The 15,680-nt window shown below is 44.5% G+C and carries 10 protein-coding genes, 10 tRNA genes and 3 rRNA genes; 3 read left to right on the forward strand and 20 right to left on the reverse strand.

Annotation, left to right across the window (positions count from 1 at the left end; all coding sequences use genetic code 11):
- Positions 1–221: 221 nt before the first annotated feature.
- The 10 genes from ACZ427_RS16420 to ACZ427_RS16465 form a co-directional block, all read right to left on the reverse strand.
- On the reverse strand, positions 222–1,325 hold the full coding sequence (locus ACZ427_RS16420) for a phosphomevalonate kinase (protein ID WP_461179113.1): 1,104 nt from the start codon (positions 1,323–1,325) through the stop codon (positions 222–224).
- Between the two features lie 9 nt (positions 1,326–1,334).
- Positions 1,335–2,312, reverse strand: coding sequence for a diphosphomevalonate decarboxylase (gene mvaD, locus ACZ427_RS16425; protein WP_461179112.1), 978 nt, complete (start codon positions 2,310–2,312; stop codon positions 1,335–1,337).
- Between the two features lie 25 nt (positions 2,313–2,337).
- Positions 2,338–3,300, reverse strand: a complete 963-nt coding sequence (mvk, locus tag ACZ427_RS16430; protein WP_461179111.1) for a mevalonate kinase — start codon at positions 3,298–3,300, stop codon at positions 2,338–2,340.
- Positions 3,297–4,586, reverse strand: coding sequence for a hydroxymethylglutaryl-CoA reductase, degradative (locus ACZ427_RS16435; protein ID WP_461179110.1), 1,290 nt, complete (start codon positions 4,584–4,586; stop codon positions 3,297–3,299). Before ACZ427_RS16435 ends, mvk begins: the two co-directional genes overlap by 4 nt.
- 277 nt (positions 4,587–4,863) lie before the next feature.
- A tRNA-Lys gene (locus tag ACZ427_RS16440) sits at positions 4,864–4,936 on the reverse strand.
- Between the two features lie 121 nt (positions 4,937–5,057).
- A tRNA-Gln gene (locus tag ACZ427_RS16445) sits at positions 5,058–5,132 on the reverse strand.
- A 13-nt stretch (positions 5,133–5,145) separates the two neighbouring features.
- Positions 5,146–5,230, reverse strand: a tRNA-Tyr gene (locus ACZ427_RS16450).
- Between the two features lie 59 nt (positions 5,231–5,289).
- Positions 5,290–5,365, reverse strand: a tRNA-Thr gene (locus ACZ427_RS16455).
- Between the two features lie 2 nt (positions 5,366–5,367).
- A tRNA-Val gene (locus tag ACZ427_RS16460) sits at positions 5,368–5,443 on the reverse strand.
- A gap of 4 nt (positions 5,444–5,447) precedes the next feature.
- Positions 5,448–5,522: transfer RNA gene (locus ACZ427_RS16465), tRNA-Glu, on the reverse strand.
- Between the two features lie 207 nt (positions 5,523–5,729).
- Between ACZ427_RS16465 and fabI the strand changes: the two genes are divergently transcribed.
- Together fabI and ACZ427_RS16475 are read left to right on the forward strand one after the other, a co-directional pair.
- Positions 5,730–6,506: an enoyl-ACP reductase FabI gene (gene fabI / locus ACZ427_RS16470; protein WP_461179109.1), complete on the forward strand. Its 777-nt coding sequence runs from the start codon at positions 5,730–5,732 to the stop codon at positions 6,504–6,506.
- Between the two features lie 94 nt (positions 6,507–6,600).
- On the forward strand, positions 6,601–7,323 hold the full coding sequence (locus ACZ427_RS16475) for a YwaF family protein (RefSeq protein WP_461179108.1): 723 nt from the start codon (positions 6,601–6,603) through the stop codon (positions 7,321–7,323).
- A 121-nt stretch (positions 7,324–7,444) separates the two neighbouring features.
- On the opposite strand, the gene ACZ427_RS16480 is transcribed toward ACZ427_RS16475, so the two are convergent.
- Positions 7,445–7,648 (reverse strand): Uma2 family endonuclease, encoded by a 204-nt coding sequence (locus ACZ427_RS16480; protein ID WP_464883467.1) that lies wholly within the window; start codon positions 7,646–7,648, stop codon positions 7,445–7,447.
- Positions 7,649–8,233: 585 nt separating this feature from the next.
- Between ACZ427_RS16480 and ACZ427_RS16485 the strand changes: the two genes are divergently transcribed.
- A complete protein-coding gene (locus tag ACZ427_RS16485; protein ID WP_461179107.1) occupies positions 8,234–8,884 on the forward strand; it encodes a TerC family protein in 651 nt (216 codons plus the stop codon).
- 371 nt (positions 8,885–9,255) lie between these two features.
- On the opposite strand, the gene ACZ427_RS16490 is transcribed toward ACZ427_RS16485, so the two are convergent.
- The 9 genes from ACZ427_RS16490 to ACZ427_RS16530 form a co-directional block, all read right to left on the reverse strand.
- Positions 9,256–9,582, reverse strand: coding sequence for a hypothetical protein (locus ACZ427_RS16490; RefSeq protein WP_461179106.1), 327 nt, complete (start codon positions 9,580–9,582; stop codon positions 9,256–9,258).
- A complete protein-coding gene (locus ACZ427_RS16495; RefSeq protein WP_461179105.1) occupies positions 9,583–9,732 on the reverse strand; it encodes a hypothetical protein in 150 nt (49 codons plus the stop codon).
- A 262-nt stretch (positions 9,733–9,994) separates the two neighbouring features.
- A tRNA-Thr gene (locus tag ACZ427_RS16500) sits at positions 9,995–10,067 on the reverse strand.
- Between the two features lie 7 nt (positions 10,068–10,074).
- Positions 10,075–10,149, reverse strand: a tRNA-Asn gene (locus ACZ427_RS16505).
- Between the two features lie 86 nt (positions 10,150–10,235).
- Positions 10,236–10,351: ribosomal RNA gene (gene rrf, locus ACZ427_RS16510) — 5S ribosomal RNA — on the reverse strand.
- A 74-nt stretch (positions 10,352–10,425) separates the two neighbouring features.
- A 23S ribosomal RNA gene (locus ACZ427_RS16515) occupies positions 10,426–13,346 on the reverse strand.
- Positions 13,347–13,447: 101 nt separating this feature from the next.
- Positions 13,448–13,520 (reverse strand) — tRNA-Ala (locus ACZ427_RS16520).
- Between the two features lie 16 nt (positions 13,521–13,536).
- Positions 13,537–13,613, reverse strand: a tRNA-Ile gene (locus ACZ427_RS16525).
- An 88-nt stretch (positions 13,614–13,701) separates the two neighbouring features.
- Positions 13,702–15,268 (reverse strand): 16S ribosomal RNA (locus tag ACZ427_RS16530).
- Together the 16S, 23S and 5S rRNA genes with 4 tRNA genes alongside form the textbook arrangement of a ribosomal RNA operon.
- Between the last annotated feature and the right edge of the window lie 412 nt (positions 15,269–15,680).

Genomic DNA, 15,680 nt, shown 5'->3' on the forward strand with positions numbered 1-15,680 from the left:
AGTATACCTGCACTCCAAATTGCTCCGAGGCATCTATTTTTTCTTTTAATCTTAGGCTATATTCTAATATTTTTTGCTTTTGACATAAAAAACGATAAAGTGCGAAATAACTTGAAATGAAGGTTCATGCTTGTCCCCCGCGCGGAAATCAACATAGCAGTTACGTCAGATCTTATATCAGCTGCGAGGGCTGCAGCGCAACAAAATTTACGGAATCAGCCTTATTCTACTATCGCAGCTCCGTGTTCATGTGGCTTGATAGACAGTGGTTTAATCCCTGCTTCTGACCATTTAAGCATGAGCTTCTCTGCTTGTTCTTTTGAGGGCATGAATGCAATTCCGCAATCTCCGCCGCCTGCACCGGAAGGCTTACCAGCTCCGCCAAGTTCCTCAGCTATATCACATAATGTTGCAAGCAAAGGTGTCTCGATCGCCACATCGGCTTTTTCTCCAACGTCTGCCAATGCCTGTCTGTTTTGTTTCACACCTTTTAATAAAAGGGGCGTATCTTTCTCTTGCATACCTTGAAGGAAGTTTCCGACAGCTTCCTCACTGCGATTAAGAAATTGTTGAAACTGCTCAGCGTTATCTATTTTCAGTTTCAAAATTTCATCGACAAGTTTCTTAGTGGAAGCCGGTTTTCCTGTCCAGCCAATACACACATGTATATTTTTCGGCAAATTCACCGGTTCAACGGAATGATAAATCCAATTTTTTTCCAGAAGCTCTGTCAGTGTCTTCGCATTCTCATATTCCTTCTTTAGCCATTCGGCCTGAAAAGAGGAATATTGAAGAAAACCACCATACGAAGATGCTGCCACGTCAGCTCCTGAACCATTCCCCTGTGTATTTATATGAGAAATAGAAGCGAGTTTAAAAATCAACGCGGGATCCGGATCTTCCGGTAGGAATTTCTTTAAGATTGCAGAGATGACAGAGGTTACGACAGCTGCACTTGAGCCAAGGCCGTATTTCACGCCAGATTCATCATCCAGTTCACTCTTTACGGATAATGTAAAAGGCGTTGGAGTAATGCTGTTTTCTTGTAAATATGTAGAAGCAACTGTCATTGCATCCTGAACAAATCGGACGCGAGGGTCACCCGAGTGAATCACCACTTTATTATTTTCATAGCCCCAAGTGAGTTCGTGTAATTGAAAATCTTCCAACGTGAGGTAATTCAAATCACTATCCTCCAGGCTTGTATAAACAAAACGGTCTACTGCCATGACAACTAAATCGTAGTGGGGTTCAAGCACTGCAAACTCCCCGGCAATCATCAGTTTTCCAGGCACTTTCACCGTCATTGATGTATTCGACAACATGTTCAACCCCTATAGATAGGTTACTCCCTGACCTGATTTGCTTAAGCGGACATCTGTTACACCAGGTATATCACGGAGTGTCTTTTCGACAGTTTTTTCGTTTTCCGGTAAATAGAGTACTTTCACATTTGGTCCTGCATCAATTGTGAAATATGCAGGAATTCCTTCCGACCGCATTGCCTGAACCTTTTGCATGACTGCTAATGTTGTATCATGCCAATACGTGAACGGTGGATTGGCCCCAAGCGTTGTCGCATGCATTTTCAGGCAGTTTGCTTCTGCGATCTCTCCCACTTTCTCAAAATCGCGAGCAGCAATGCCCGCTTTGATTTGTGTTAAATCCTCAGGAATGCTATTAATCCAGCCATCATAAAAAGGCGAGGTTTCCACAGTTCGCTTCATCCCTTCACGGCTCGACACTTTTTTCATCGTTGAAGAAAGTACAACAGCCGCAACCCGAACATCCCAGTGATCAGCCGGTGCTACCGGTACGGCATATGAATCCGATCCATCAGCCAATTCGCCCATCTCCCATTGAGCAAAACCGCCATAAATGGACCTGCAGGCAGAACCTGAACCTTGACGGGTAAGTCTGGATAATTCCTGAGGACTTAAATCCAGTCCAATTGCACGGGAACCTGCAGCAGCAAGTGCTGCGAAACCGGAAGCAGATGAGGCAAATCCCGCCGCTGTCGGCACTTCATTGATGGATTGAACATCTGCATATAAATGCTCTTTTCCTGCAGCTTCCCGAATAAGGTCAAGGAATTGCGTTACCCGGCTGTATTGTTCACCTGCAACAGTTTCATCATTTAATGTGAAATGATCTTTTGCCAAGTCTTTCGTAAAATCCACCGTAGTGGTCGTATAAAAACCGTCCAATGTAAGGGAAAGACTACTGTTTGTTGGTAAAATGAGCGAGTCATTCCGTTTTCCCCAATATTTAATTAAAGCGATATTTGTATGTGCTTTAGCAGTAGCCTTCATGATTCTTCCCCTTTAACTGTTTATCTTATTTATCTTTTTTCAGTACAAATGGCCACACCGCATGGGCCCCTACTTTTCTCAATTTTTCCGCAAGCTGTCTGGAATGTACCTCATTTTGTGCCAATGCAATAATACATCCACCATTTCCGCCGCCAGTTAATTTCGCTCCCAAAGCGCCTTCCTGTCGGGCAAAATAAATGAGTTTATTCAAACCTGCATCACTCACGCCGAGCAGCTCCAATTCTTTTTGTGCTTCGTTCAGCATTTGGCCAAGGAATTGCTTGCCTGCCTTTTCCAATGCATGTTTTGCCTGATGGGTAAGCTCCCCTATACGGTCAAGCTTTCGCTGGATCCGTTTTGGTGCAGACTTTAATAAGTCAGAAACACTTTCGACTGCAAGACGGGTATCCCCAATTCTACCGGAGTCTGCAACAACAAAATGAAAGTCTTCGCTGAGCTTGATAAAATCAATTGGATGCTCTTTTTCATACCAAACGGAAGACTCAGACGTGATGGTCAATGTATCAATCCCGCTTGGTTCCCCATGTGCATGCGTTTCTGCAATATTGGCCAACTGCAATAATTCTTCGTTCGTCCATTCCTTACCTGCATAGGCAAATAAGGACCGGATGACAGAAATCGCCACGGAAGCACTGGATCCAAGCCCTTTACCATGCGGAATCGATGAATTAATACGAATCAGCAAGTCCTCACAAGGTACCTCGAGGTAATCCAATGTCTCTTTCACACACGTTCGTATTCCACTTAAATTCTCAGGAACGGAATCAAGTGGTCCATAATAAAAAGAGCTATCCAATTTCACAGAGCCGGGTACATATTCAATAACCGTTTCGACACCAACTAATGGAAAGGGAATGGCGATGGCAGGCTGTCCGTGTACAACTGCATGCTCCCCAATCAAAATTAGTTTACTATGAGCTATCCCTATAGCTGTTTGTTCTGATGTTGTTACTTTTTGTATACTCATTTTTTATGTTGTTCCACCAATTCTTTAGCTTTTCCGACACGGATATCTTTTTCGTTGACTAATTGTTCTGCAATCACATCAATCATCTCCCCAGAAGCCCCTGCTGCAATCGCAACAGAGCGAGAATGTAATGCCATATGACCTTTTTGAATACCATCCGTTGCCAATGCTTTCAAAGCGCCAAGGTTTTGTGCCAATCCGACAGCCACAATCACTTGAGCCAATTCCCGGGCAGATTCGACATCCAGCATACCAAGTGCTACCTTCGACATTGGATGAACTCCTATAGATCCACCGACAGATCCAACAGACATTGGTAATTCCAGTTCACCAACCAGATTACCTTCTTTGTCAACAGACCATGTCGTCATGGAGCTGTACTGTCCACTTCGGGCTGCATAAGCATGTGCACCGGCTTCTACCGCCCGCCAGTCGTTCCCTGTAGCAATCACAACTGGATCAATCCCGTTCATAATTCCTTTATTATGCGTAACTGCACGGTAAGGGTCAGATGCCGCAAATTCATACGCATGTACAACACCGTCACGCACTTCTTCCCCCGAGAAGTCTCCTGTTTCCAATAATGCAGGAGGAATCACGCAGCGCGCTTGCGCCAGACATTTATCCGCATAATTTGATAAAATCCGCAAATAGACCTTACCTTTTGTTAACTCTTCCACAATCGGAGCTAATGACTCCACCATCGTATTGATGATATTCGCTCCCATTGCATCACATGTATTAATATATAGATGTAATACAAGCATTTGCCCGTATTTTGAATCGGATGCTTCATTTAATAGCCGAACTTCCAGGTCCTCTGCACCGCCGCCTCTGGCAACAATGCTTGGGTAAGCATCATTTGCACTTTGCAACAATGTTTCTTTATTGTTTAAGATAGCTTCTTTTGCCGCTTGAATATCAGGCGATCCCACTACCTGAATCTGACCAATCATCACTCTTTCCGTAGCTTCTGTGGTAAAACCGCCGGCAGTTCTGACGATTTTAGCAATATGGCTTGCAGAAGCAACAACGGAAGGTTCTTCAATCGCCATCGGTACAGTATATTCTTTCCCATTTATAAGGAAATTCAATCCTAAACCGAGTGGTAATGAAAAAGTTCCAATCACATTCTCGATCATTTTATCTGCAGTTTCTGCAGGTAGTGATTCTTTTGAAGATAGTGCAGCCATTTCTTCATCTGAAAAGGTATGCAGGTCTTTTAATAATTCTCTGCGCTCATCGACAGACTTATTATAAAAACCCGGGATCCTAGAAGTCTTCATATGAAATCATCCTTTTTTACAACTTAATTATCTATAAATGACGTCCTATAACTGGTAATAAAAAATTCAGGTGATACTATTATAACATGTATTTACCTATATGGTTTATTAGAAACCTTTGGATATTTACATGAACTTAAAAAATCACTCTATCCATTATGTGAAAAATTGGCCTAAAATGCAAATAAACAAGGTTGTCTTCTGACTGAGGCGACCTTGTTTATCGAGTATTGAAATATACATATGTTTTACGTTTTATTTCCCATTTAAAGCGTGATGAGCCATGGAGGATTCGAACCTCCGACCCTCTGATTAAAAGTCAGATGCTCTACCGACTGAGCTAATGGCTCATGTTTCTAAGCTTTCTTATTGATGTGAGAGCATTCAACTATGTAATCGAAAATTCCCTAAAAATGCGTGTTCAAAACGGAGGATAAAAAAGGCTTTGAACAACCTCTACAAATAAAAAAGTGGCTGGGCTACCAGGATTCGAACCTGGGATACACGGGATCAAAACCCGATGCCTTACCGCTTGGCTATAGCCCAACAATCATAAAAGTGGTGGAGGGGGAGAGATTCGAACTCCCGAACCCTGAGGGAGCGGATTTACAGTCCGCCGCGTTTAGCCACTTCGCTACCCCTCCGTAATTATTGTGACCATTGCTACCTTTATTTATACAAAGAAAATGATTGACATAGAAAATGGTGCCGGCCAGAGGACTTGAACCCCCAACCTACTGATTACAAGTCAGTTGCTCTACCAATTGAGCTAGGCCGGCAATGGTGGAGGATGCAGGGCTCGAACCTGCGACCCCCTGCTTGTAAGGCAGGTGCTCTCCCAGCTGAGCTAATCCTCCATGTTGGTGACCCGTACGGGATTCGAACCCGTGATACCGCCGTGAAAGGGCGGTGTCTTAACCACTTGACCAACGGGCCATAAAAAGTTACAAATTTCTACATTTACAATGGTTTTTCGAAACCAACGAATTTTATTATAACCAGTTATACAACCTTTGTAAAGAGGAAAATGTATTTTTCTTAATAAAATTTTTCCGGCGCACAAAAACCCCTTATAATTATCATTTCTTTAAAGGGAACAATTAGGTATAATGTACAAAAGAAACATAATTTGGAGGTTTAAACATGTCAGGTTTATTAGAAGGAAAAAATATCGTAATCATGGGTGTCGCCAACGAGCGTAGTATTGCTTGGGGCATCACGAAGTCATTACATAATGCTGGTGCTAATTTAATTTTCACAAATAGACAGGAAAGATCCTATCAAAAGCTGGTTAAACTGCTTGAGAAAAATGATATCAAAGCAAAACTGATCGTTTCCTGTGATGTGGCAAGTGACGAAAGCATCAAAGAAGCATTTGATGAAATCAAAGGGAAAGCCGGTGTCGTTCACGGATTGATTCACTCTGTCGCTTTCGCAAATCGCGAAGAACTGCAAGGAGAATATGCAGAAACTTCACGTGACGGTTTCTTGTTAGCGCAGGAAATCAGCGCATACTCACTGGTTGCTGTGACAAATGCTGCGAAAGAAGTGATGACAGAAGGCGGCAGTATTGTAACACAAACCTATCTTGGCGCTGAACGTGTCATTAAGAACTACAATGTAATGGGTGTCGCAAAAGCATCTTTAGAGGCCAGTGTAAGGTACTTGGCAGAAGATGTAGGAAAATACGGCATTCGTGTCAATGCGGTCTCTGCAGGTCCAATTCGCACCCTATCCGCCAAAGGAGTATCCGGCTTTAATGAAAAAGCAGGAGTCATTGAAGAAGTAGCTCCTCTAAGGCGAAATGTCGATCAGGACCAGGTGGGAGACGCCACTTTATTTTTCATGAGTGAACTCTCCCGAGGAGTAACTGGAGAAGTTTTACATGTAGATTCCGGTTTCCATATCATCGGAGGCTAAATTTCAGACAGTATACGCATTCTGACAGACACTTCTACCATATAATTGTAGCAAGTGTCTGTTTTTAATAAGCGAAAACAAATGGGGAGATTTTATGAGAGAATGGTTCACCAGTCTGGACGGGGTTCCTTTTGAAGCATTTGGGACCAATCATGTCATTATGCTGATCATTTACATAACAGGCATTATCCTACTTTTAACAACCTATAAAAAAATCATTTCCAATCAATTAATGTACAACGCAGTAAGGTGGATTTTATTTGGTCTGCTGGTATTATCCGAGGTGTCTTATCAAACGTGGACAGCAGTAAATGGAATCTGGAGTTTAGCCGAACACACGCCAATGCACCTTTGCGGAATCGCGGGAATAACCGGGGCAATCGCGCTCGTTACCCATAACAAAAAATTAATCATCATCACCTTTTTCATTGGATTTATCCCTGCATTTTTAGCACTGGTCACACCTGAATTGCCTTATGATTTCCCACACTTTCGTTTTTGGAAATTTTTCGTTCATCATATAGCTATTTCATGGACAGGTATTTTCCTAGTTGTCACAAGCAATGTGAAGATTACATTTAAATCCATGCTGGAATCCTATGGTTACTTAATTATGTATGCAGCCATCATCGGATTCATCATTAACCCATGGCTGGATGCGAATTATCTGTATCTCTCCGCCACCCCTGAAGCAAGCACACCACTTGATTTACTTGGCAGCGGGATAGGCTATTACATCAATCTTTGTTTACTGGGATTAATTGTTTTCACAGCACTTTACGGACTTTATAAGTTATTTAGACGTATTGAAAAATGAGAAAGCCTAGAGGAATGTGACCATGGGAAACTATTGTTTAATCAAAATAAGCGCCTAACCCCAGTGATTAAGGTTAGACGCTTATTTATATTAATGAAGCTTAAGACCACACATTTATACGTTAAAGTATTTCCCCCACATCTATCGCCAATTCCTGAAAAAGAATTGATTTCAACGCATCTTCCCTTGAAAAGAATAAAGGTTTCCCGTATTGATTGTTTTCGTCTAAATCATAAACTTCAATTAATTCATTGAGCGTATCAACGATCCAATATTCCTTTACACATGCCTTTTCACACAAATTACGCTTTTTCATTTTATCCATTTTTGCGCTTGATGGAGATAGGATTTCAACAAATCTGGAGAACCAGCACAGCCTTTATCATCTAGTTAATACATTACTTCTTAAGCTGATAATCAACATCCTTCATAGTAACCCTCATTTACAGAATGATTCTATTTCTATTATACATATGTAAGTATCAAATACCACCTACCAATTCAAATGGTGTTTGATGCCACTAATATAGTATAGGGGTTATTTAAGTAATATTATCGAGGTCATTGTGCTTTCGTTTTTGCTACATTTCAAAAAATGTTCTTTCACCGCTTCTTTCATCATAAAAATAAGAATGAGGTGGAGGAATGACAAAGCAACAGCTCACTATATACTTTCAGCTATACATGTCGGATAGTGGTTGGAGTAAGTTTCTCATAAGGGAAGAAAATGCGAGATGAAAATATACTCAAGGACGTGGCGTATTCCGATGTGGACTTGCCCGGTTTTTATATTGTCGCCCGTTCATATTTCATCATCCAGTATTGTCCCAGCTATTTTGCTACATGGATTTGTTTTCCTTTGCCCGGAGAGATAACTGTATCATTTCAAAGGTCAGGGGGGAGAAAATAATTGGAATGGATCGAGATTTTGCTCAAAATTCTAGTGATCAATTTAATCTTAAGCGGAGATAACGCTGTTGTTATCGCAATGGCAAGCCGCAACCTCCCGAAAAATTTACAAAAGAAAGCAATTCGCTGGGGAACGATCGGTGCGATTGCTTTACGAATTCTATTTACGTTTCTGATGGTGTACCTCCTGCATTTGCCATTCATTCAATTTATTGGCGGGATCCTTCTTTTATTTGTTTCCTATAAACTATTGGTGGACAAGCACGAAGAAAAAAAGATAAAGGTCGGAAACTCCCTGCAGGACGCCGTTATGATTATTATTCTTGCTGATTTAGTCATGAGCTTGGATAATGTGCTTGCACTTGCAGCCGTTGCGAATAACGATTTACTCCTTATCATGATTGGCATCACGCTCAGCATCCCCATCATCCTCACCGCGAGCCAGTTTATGATGAAGCTAATGCAAAAATATACAATCATCATTTACGGCGGTGCCGGACTTCTTGCATGGACAGCAACGAGTATGATGTTAAAGGAAGCCCCCATACTCGTCTTTCTTGCAAGTATTGGATTATCGGAGCGACTGTTTTTAGTGGGGATTACGCTGTTTATCTTGTTGCTGGGATGGTTCAGACGAAAACAAATGATGTGAACCCAGGTTCGAGCGATGCCTTTCCAAATCGAACGAACACAGAGAATCAGCGCGGCTCGTTCGACTAAAAAGCAAGCGTAGACAATCAGAGAGACCAGGCTGATATATGCGCCTAGTCTCTTCTCACCTTTCGCTAGCCAAGTAACAGTCCTAGGAGTAACGCAATCCCAAGTAATATGAGCATAAAGATAATGGTCCCAAAGACTTTTTTATTTCTCATCATTCTCCCCACTTTTGTTATGGCGCTTTGTAATGTACTTATATTATTAAGTTATTATTTTTTGTGATGGAATGTGACAATGGGTGGAAAGTAGTGTTTAGGATCTTTAAGCATTGTCCTTTTTCATTTGGGGGAGAATGTGAACATTACTTTACCATGTCTGTAGAAGGGTTGTTCTCAATTGCGTTGATCTTACGCTACCTCTAAAAGAATTTAGGGGATAAACATTTGATTCATTAAAAACCGCATCCCAAATCTCATCTTGATAATCTAACCACATAATAGAAATTACATCCGAATCAAATCGATGTTCTGTAGCTTTAATTCCACACAGTTTACTTATAGATTCCTCCGTTATAGATTCATCTCCCTTAGGTCTGCCAAAAGGAATATTTATATGTGTTTTCAAACCAGCAACTAATTGATTAAACAGTGTCTCATAATAATTTTCCATTGTTTGTGATTCAGTTCCATTCATTTATTTAGAATGTACTTCTACTATATTTGTTCCTCCATCTAGTTCCATATTAAATTCTGGGGTAGGCTTCTCATTCCTTTCTGAAATAGCTGTTATACCTGCTTCAAGCAAATATCCATATGCTCTAATTTCACCAAGTGTACTCGACACAGTCGAATAATCCTTATGGTCCAAAACCCTCTTTTTTTATCCTAGTCGAGTGAATTTCATAATTCAGGTTCATAATTCACTCATATAAGTTAAATTAAATTTTCCATAATCACCCAAACTGGTATATAAATACAAAAATATCCGATTATAGCTTATGCTAAGCCGCTGGCAGCAGAAGAAATGAAAAGTATGGAGATAAAGTAATATAATGAAGATAAAAACAAAAAACGCTCAATCCCTTACAGGACAAGCGTTAACTGAGAGCTTCCAATCCGACTCGAACGGACGACCCCTTCCTTACCATGGAAGTGCTCTACCTGCTGAGCTATGGAAGCATAGAAATGGCTCCACAGGCAGGATTCGAACCTGCGACCGATCGGTTAACAGCCGATAGCTCTACCACTGAGCTACTGTGGAATAATTTTCTTAAGTATTTCATTTATTACTAATAGTGTATGTATTATACCATTTTTATATACATTTTTAAAGTATATAAAAAAGCAGCCTGGCGGCGTCCTACTCTTGCAGGGACAATGTCCCAACTACCATCGGCGCTGGAGAGCTTAACTTCTGTGTTCGGCATGGGAACAGGTGTGACCTCTCCGCTATTGCTACCAGACAACCTTTTAGCGGTATAATTTTTCATACCCTGAAAACTAAATAAGAGTTAAAACAACGGACATCGTAAAGAAGTTAGTTAAGTCCTCGATCGATTAGTATTCGTCAGCTGCACATGTCACCATGCTTCCACCTCGAACCTATCAACCTCATCGTCTCTGAGGGATCTTACTCACTCGAAGTGATGGGAAGTCTCATCTTGAGGGGGGCTTCATGCTTAGATGCTTTCAGCACTTATCCTTGCCACACGTAGCTACCCAGCCATGCTCCTGGCGGAACAACTGGTACACCAGCGGTGTGTCCATCCCGGTCCTCTCGTACTAAGGACAGCTCCTCTCAAACTTCCAACGCCCACGACGGATAGGGACCGAACTGTCTCACGACGTTCTGAACCCAGCTCGCGTACCGCTTTAATGGGCGAACAGCCCAACCCTTGGGACCGACTACAGCCCCAGGATGCGATGAGCCGACATCGAGGTGCCAAACCTCCCCGTCGATGTGAACTCTTGGGGGAGATAAGCCTGTTATCCCCGGGGTAGCTTTTATCCGTTGAGCGATGGCCCTTCCATGCGGAACCACCGGATCACTAAGCCCGACTTTCGTCCCTGCTCGACTTGTAGGTCTCGCAGTCAAGCTCCCTTCTGCCTTTGCACTCTGCGAATGATTTCCAACCATTCTGAGGGAACCTTTGGGCGCCTCCGTTACCTTTTGGGAGGCGACCGCCCCAGTCAAACTGCCCGCCTGAAACTGTCTCCGAACCGGTTCACGGTCCTGGGTTAGAAAGTTCATACAGCCAGGGTGGTATCCCACGGGTGCCTCCACGTAAGCTAGCGCTCACGCTTCTCAGGCTCCCACCTATCCTGTACAAGCTGCACAAACATTCAATATCAGGCTACAGTAAAGCTCCACGGGGTCTTTCCGTCCTGTCGCGGGTAATGTGCATCTTCACACATCGTATAATTTCACCGGGTCTCTCGTTGAGACAGTGCCCAAGTCGTTGCACCTTTCGTGCGGGTCGGAACTTACCCGACAAGGAATTTCGCTACCTTAGGACCGTTATAGTTACGGCCGCCGTTTACTGGGGCTTCGGTTCTACGCTTCGCACGTAAGTGCTAACGCTTCCCCTTAACCTTCCAGCACCGGGCAGGTGTCAGCCCCTATACTTCGCCTTTCGGCTTCGCAGAGACCTGTGTTTTTGCTAAACAGTCGCTTGGGCCTATTCACTGCGGCTCACTCACAAGTGAGCACCCCTTCTCCCGAAGTTACGGGGTCATTTTGCCGAGTTCCTTAACGAGAGTTCTCCCGCTCACCTTAGGATTCTCTCCTCGCCTACCTGTGTCGGTTTGCGGTACGGGCACCTATGATCTAACTAGAGGCTTTTCTTGGCAGTGTGAAATCAGGAACTTCGGTACTAAATTTCCCTCCCCATCACAGCTTGAAATTGTTGGACGGATTTGCCTATCCAACTTTCTCACTGCTTGGGCGCACACATCCATCGGTGCGCATTCCTTATCCTACTGCGTCCCCCCATCGTTCAAACAATCATGAGGTGGTACAGGAATATCTGCCTGTTGTCCATCGCCTACGCCTTTCGGCCTCGGCTTAGGTCCCGACTAACCCTGAGAGGACGAGCCTTCCTCAGGAAACCTTAGGCATTCGGTGAAAGAGATTCTCACTCTTTTTTCGCTACTCATACCGGCATTCTCACTTCCAGGCGCTCCACCAGTCCTCACGGTCTGACTTCACGGCACCTGGAACGCTCTCCTACCATTGTTCAAAGAACAATCCGCAGCTTCGGTGATACGTTTAGCCCCGGTACATTTTCGGCGCAGAGTCACTCGACCAGTGAGCTATTACGCACTCTTTAAATGATGGCTGCTTCTAAGCCAACATCCTGGTTGTCTGGGCAACTCCACATCCTTTTCCACTTAACGTATACTTTGGGACCTTAGCTGGCGGTCTGGGCTGTTTCCCTCTCGACTATGAACCTTATCACCCATAGTCTGACTCCCAAGGTAAAGTAGCTGGCATTCGGAGTTTGACTGAATTCGGTAACCCGGTGAGGGCCCCTCGTCCAATCAGTGCTCTACCTCCAGTACTCTATCTCCTTGAGGCTAGCCCTAAAGCTATTTCGGAGAGAACCAGCTATCTCCGTGTTCGATTGGCATTTCACCCCTACCCACACCTCATCCCCGCATTTTTCAACATACGTGGGTTCGGGCCTCCAGTCAGTGTTACCTGACCTTCACCCTGGACATGGGTAGATCACACGGTTTCGGGTCTACGACCGCATACTGCATTCGCCCTGTTCAGACTCGCTTTCGCTGCGGCTCCGTGTCTTCCACTTAACCTTGCATACGATCGTAACTCGCCGGTCCATTCTACAAAAGGTACGCCGTCACCCATTAACGGGCTTCGACTACTTGTAAGCGCACGGTTTCAGGTTCTCTTTCACTCCCCTCCCGGGGTGCTTTTCACCTTTCCCTCACGGTACTGGTTCACTATCGGTCACTAGGGAGTATTTAGCCTTGGGAGATGGTCCTCCCGGATTCCGACGGAATTCCTCGTGTTCCGCCGTACTCAGGATCCACTCCGGAGGAAATTCCCTTTCGACTACAGGGCTCTTACCCGCTATGGCTGATCGTTCCAGATCATTCGTCTAAGGAATTTCTTTGTAACTCCTGGTGGAGTGTCCTACAACCCCAGAAAGCAAGCTTTCTGGTTTGGGCTGATTCCGTTTCGCTCGCCGCTACTTGGGAAATCGCGTTTGCTTTCTCTTCCTCCGGGTACTGAGATGTTTCAGTTCCCCGGGTCTGCCTCCTGTGCCCTATGTATTCAGACACAAGTCCTGTTCCATTACGAACAGTGGGTTTCCCCATTCGGAAATTCTCGGATCGTAGTTTACTTACAACTCCCCGAGACATATCGGTGTTAGTCCCGTCCTTCATCGGCTCCTAGTGCCAAGGCATCCACCGTGCGCCCTTATTCACTTAACTAGCGTTACTGTGAATAAGCGTACGAATTTAAATTCGCCTTCGCTTTATTTCAAAAAAATTGATGTCGTTGTTACTCTTATTTAGTTTTCAAGGTACAAAAATGGAGCCTAGCGGGATCGAACCGCTGACCTCCTGCGTGCAAGGCAGGCGCTCTCCCAGCTGAGCTAAGGCCCCGTGTAATTTAAATAGATGGTGGGCCTGAGTGGACTCGAACCACCGACCTCACGCTTATCAGGCGTGCGCTCTAACCAGCTGAGCTACAGGCCCATCTATTATTATGTCATATTGTGTAAGAAAAATTAATCTCTCAAAACTGAACCAAACAACCGAGTATGTTTCCGTAATATATCCTTAGAAAGGAGGTGATCCAGCCGCACCTTCCGATACGGCTACCTTGTTACGACTTCACCCCAATCATTGGTCCCACCTTCGGCGGCTGGCTCCAAAAGGTTACCTCACCGACTTCGGGTGTTACCAACTCTCGTGGTGTGACGGGCGGTGTGTACAAGGCCCGGGAACGTATTCACCGCGGCATGCTGATCCGCGATTACTAGCGATTCCGGCTTCATGCAGGCGAGTTGCAGCCTGCAATCCGAACTGAGAATGGTTTTATGGGATTTGCTTGACCTTGCGGTTTCGCTGCCCTTTGTTCCATCCATTGTAGCACGTGTGTAGCCCAGGTCATAAGGGGCATGATGATTTGACGTCATCCCCACCTTCCTCCGGTTTGTCACCGGCAGTCAGATTAGAGTGCCCAACTAAATGCTGGCAACTAATCTCAAGGGTTGCGCTCGTTGCGGGACTTAACCCAACATCTCACGACACGAGCTGACGACAACCATGCACCACCTGTCACTCTGTCCCCGAAGGGAACTCGGTATCTCTACCGATAGCAGAGGATGTCAAGACCTGGTAAGGTTCTTCGCGTTGCTTCGAATTAAACCACATGCTCCACCGCTTGTGCGGGCCCCCGTCAATTCTTTTGAGTTTCAGCCTTGCGGCCGTACTCCCCAGGCGGAGTGCTTAATGCGTTAACTTCAGCACTAAGGGGCGGAAACCCCCTAACACCTAGCACTCATCGTTTACGGCGTGGACTACCAGGGTATCTAATCCTGTTCGCTCCCCACGCTTTCGCACCTCAGCGTCAGTTACAGACCAGAGAGTCGCCTTCGCCACTGGTGTTCCTCCACATCTCTACGCATTTCACCGCTACACGTGGAATTCCACTCTCCTCTTCTGTACTCAAGTCCTCCAGTTTCCAATGACCCTCCACGGTTAAGCCGTGGGCTTTCACATCAGACTTAAAAGACCGCCTGCGCGCGCTTTACGCCCAATAATTCCGGACAACGCTTGCCCCCTACGTATTACCGCGGCTGCTGGCACGTAGTTAGCCGGGGCTTTCTGGTTAGGTACCGTCAAGGTGCCGCCCTATTTGAACGGCACTTGTTCTTCCCTAATAACAGAGTTTTACGATCCGAAAACCTTCATCACTCACGCGGCGTTGCACCGTCAGACTTTCGTCCATTGCGGATGATTCCCTACTGCTGCCTCCCGTAGGAGTCTGGGCCGTGTCTCAGTCCCAGTGTGGCCGATCACCCTCTCAGGTCGGCTACGCATCGTCGCCTTGGTGAGCCATTATCTCACCAACTAGCTAATGCGCCGCGGGCCCATCTGTAAATGACAGCATAAATGCCGCCTTTCAACTTCCACTCATGAGAGTAAAAGTGTTATCCGGTATTAGCTCGCGTTTCCGCGAGTTATCCCAGTCTTACAGGTAGGTTGCCCACGTGTTACTCACCCGTCCGCCGCTCGTTCCACAAGCGCACACCCCGAAGGGTGATTGCTTGCTTCCCGCGCTCGACTTGCATGTATTAGGCACGCCGCCAGCGTTCGTCCTGAGCCAAGATCAAACTCTCCAAAAAAGTTTGAAATAAGATTAACACCAATCAATCTTATATACTTAGCTTTTCTCAGAAGCGTTAACTTCTGATTTGTTTTAAGAAAAACAGGTTATGTTCTTCTTGACATACTGGTTGTTTTGTTCAGTTTTCAAAGATCAATTTTGCTCTTGTCGTTTTTTGCGACAAGATATAATTTATCATGTCTCGACTTAGTTGTCAATAGGTTTTATTAAATGATTTTTTTCGCTTGAAATAAAAACCGTGTCGAAATGACAACAGAAATAAATATAGCATGTTTATAAAACAAGGTCAATAGAAAAACTAAAATTTATCGTTAAAAAAGCAAAAATAAAAAAGAAGCTTACTTTCACGTCCTTTTTCTAAAGGTAAATTAACCCCGGATGACTGCTGGCACACGGAGTTAATTCATCTC

It is taken from the genome of Virgibacillus ainsalahensis, from assembly GCF_055380755.1.